The following is a 2,181-nucleotide window of genomic DNA, read 5'->3' on the forward strand; positions in this document are numbered from 1 at the left end:
GCGGGACCCGCGAGCGCCGGTCGGCCCGGAACCCTGCCCGGCATCGGGGTCTGCATCGGCATCGGCATCGGCAGCCGCACCGGCACCGGTTCCGACGCCGGAACCGGACCGAGAACCGGGCGCGGAACCGGAAGCGGAGCCAGGACCGGACACCGAACCAACCGCGGACACCGAACCAACCCCGGAAACAGAACCGGACGAGGCGCCGGAACCCCGCGCGGAATCAGCCCCCGCTCCCCGCAACTCGTCCGCCCCCGTGCCCGCACCGGACACCGCGTCTTCGCTCCGCACCGCACCTCCCCCGCGCACCCGCCCAAGGGTAGGCCGACCCGCCGACAAACCCCGCCCGCCGCCGGGCACTCGCGCCTTCGCGGCCGGGCGGCGGGTCGACGGCCGCCCTGCCGTCAGGGCTGCTTCCGCTTCAGGTCGAAGCTCCACGCGCCCTTGTAGTTGCCGGAGTCGTCGATCTCCACGATGCCGACCTTCGCCTTCTCGCTCGGCACCGGCGCCTGCCCCGGCTGCGACGGCTGCGTGTTGAAGAACTGGTCCGAGTTGTACGACGCGTACGTGTGCTTGCTCGGCGTCGGCGTCACCAGCCGGCCGTCCACGAACAGCACCCACCCGTTGTCCGCGATGTCCGGCTCCACGCCGATCCTGACCGGGTCGCCCGAGTCCACGGTGATCGACTTCTCCGCGCGCTCCGAGACGCAGGTCTCAAGCTCCTCGTTGGGGATGTTCTTCCCGTCGTCGTAGCACTGCGCCTCCGTGCTCGCCGTCCGGGACCCCACCGTGATCTGCGCCAGCGGCGTCGGCTTCTCGCACGCGGACAGGGCGAAGGCGGAGAGGACGACGGCCCCGAGAGCTGCCGCGCCGCGGCGGCTGCGGAGGCCGCGGGCACGGGAGAACGCGGTGGTGGCGGGCGCTTGGGTCATGCGGGCAGGCTACCTGTCGGCCCCGGTCAGGCCACGCGCGGGTGCGGCGTGCCGTGGCGGCCGGCGGTGAGCAGCCCCCGTACGGTCGCCGCCAGTCCGACGGCGACGACGGCCGCGCCCGCCGCCATGCCGCCGACCCCGTTCAGCGGCAGCAGGATGCCGATCGCGCCGCCCACGACCCACGACAGCTGGATCACCGTCTCGGAGCGCGCGAACGCCGACGTGCGGACGAATTCCGGTACGTCCCGCTGGATCAGCGCGTCCAGCGACAGTTTCGCCAGCGACTGCGCAAACCCCGCCATCGCCGCGACGCAGATGAGCAGCGGCAGCGAGTAGAAGACCGCCGCCAGCACGGTCGTCGTCAGGGCGAGCGAGAGCAGCACGGCGATCAGCTTCTCCGGGCCGCGGGACCGCAGCCAGGAGCCGATGACCGAGCCCAGCGCGTTGCCCGTGCCGGCGGCGACCGCCGCCATGCCGAGCGTCAGCTCCGGCCGCAGCCCGCCCGGCGGGTTGTCGCGCAGCAGGAACGCCAGGAACAGCGTCATCAGCCCGGACAGCACCCGCAGCGCGGAGTTGGCCTGGAGCGCGTACAGCACCGAGGGGCCGACGGAGCGCAGCCCCGGCTTCTGCGGCGTCCGCAGCCGGCCCTCCTCGCCCGACGCGAGCCGCGCCTTGCCCTCGCCGCGTGCGGAGTCGACGACCGGCGGCATCCGGAACGCCAGGAAGACGCCGAAGCCGAAGATGACCATGGCCCCGTACAGCGGGAAGCCGGGGCCGATGAAGTGCAGCAGCCCGCCGACCGGTGCGGCGATGCCGGTGGCGAGCAGCCCGGCGAGCGTCACCCGGCTGTTGGCCTTCACCAGCGAGATGCGCCGCGGCAGCAGCCGCGGCACGACGGCCGAGCGCACCACCCCGTACGACTTGGAGCACACCAGCACCCCGAGCGCCGCCGGATACAGGCTCAGGTCCCCGGTCTTCACCGCCCCCGACAGCACCAGCGCCAGCAGCACGCGCGCCAGCATCGTGCCGGCCATGGCGGCGCGGCGGCCGTGCGGGATCCGGTCGAGGAGCGGGCCGACGACGGGGGCGAGCAGCGCGAACGGCGCCATCGTTATGGCCAGGTAGAGCGCGACGCGGCCGCGGGCCTCGTCGGTCGGCACGGAGAAGAACACCGTCGACGCCAGCGCGATGGTGATCATCATGTCTCCGGCGGCGTTGACCATGTGCAGCTCCATCAGCCGCCCGAGGC

At 73.4% G+C, this 2,181-nt stretch carries 2 protein-coding genes; both read right to left on the minus strand.

Annotation, left to right across the window (positions count from 1 at the left end; all coding sequences use genetic code 11):
* Window positions 1-404: 404 nt before the first annotated feature.
* A complete protein-coding gene (locus H5J30_RS28740) occupies window positions 405-932 on the minus strand; it encodes a hypothetical protein (protein WP_181790200.1) in 528 nt (175 codons plus the stop codon).
* A gap of 26 nt (window positions 933-958) precedes the next feature.
* A partial coding sequence (locus H5J30_RS28745) for an MFS transporter (RefSeq protein WP_181790201.1) occupies window positions 959-2,181 on the minus strand: 1,223 nt, incomplete at its 5' end.

Source organism: Streptomyces phytophilus (genome assembly GCF_013870535.1).
Classification (GTDB): domain Bacteria; phylum Actinomycetota; class Actinomycetes; order Streptomycetales; family Streptomycetaceae; genus Streptomyces; species Streptomyces phytophilus.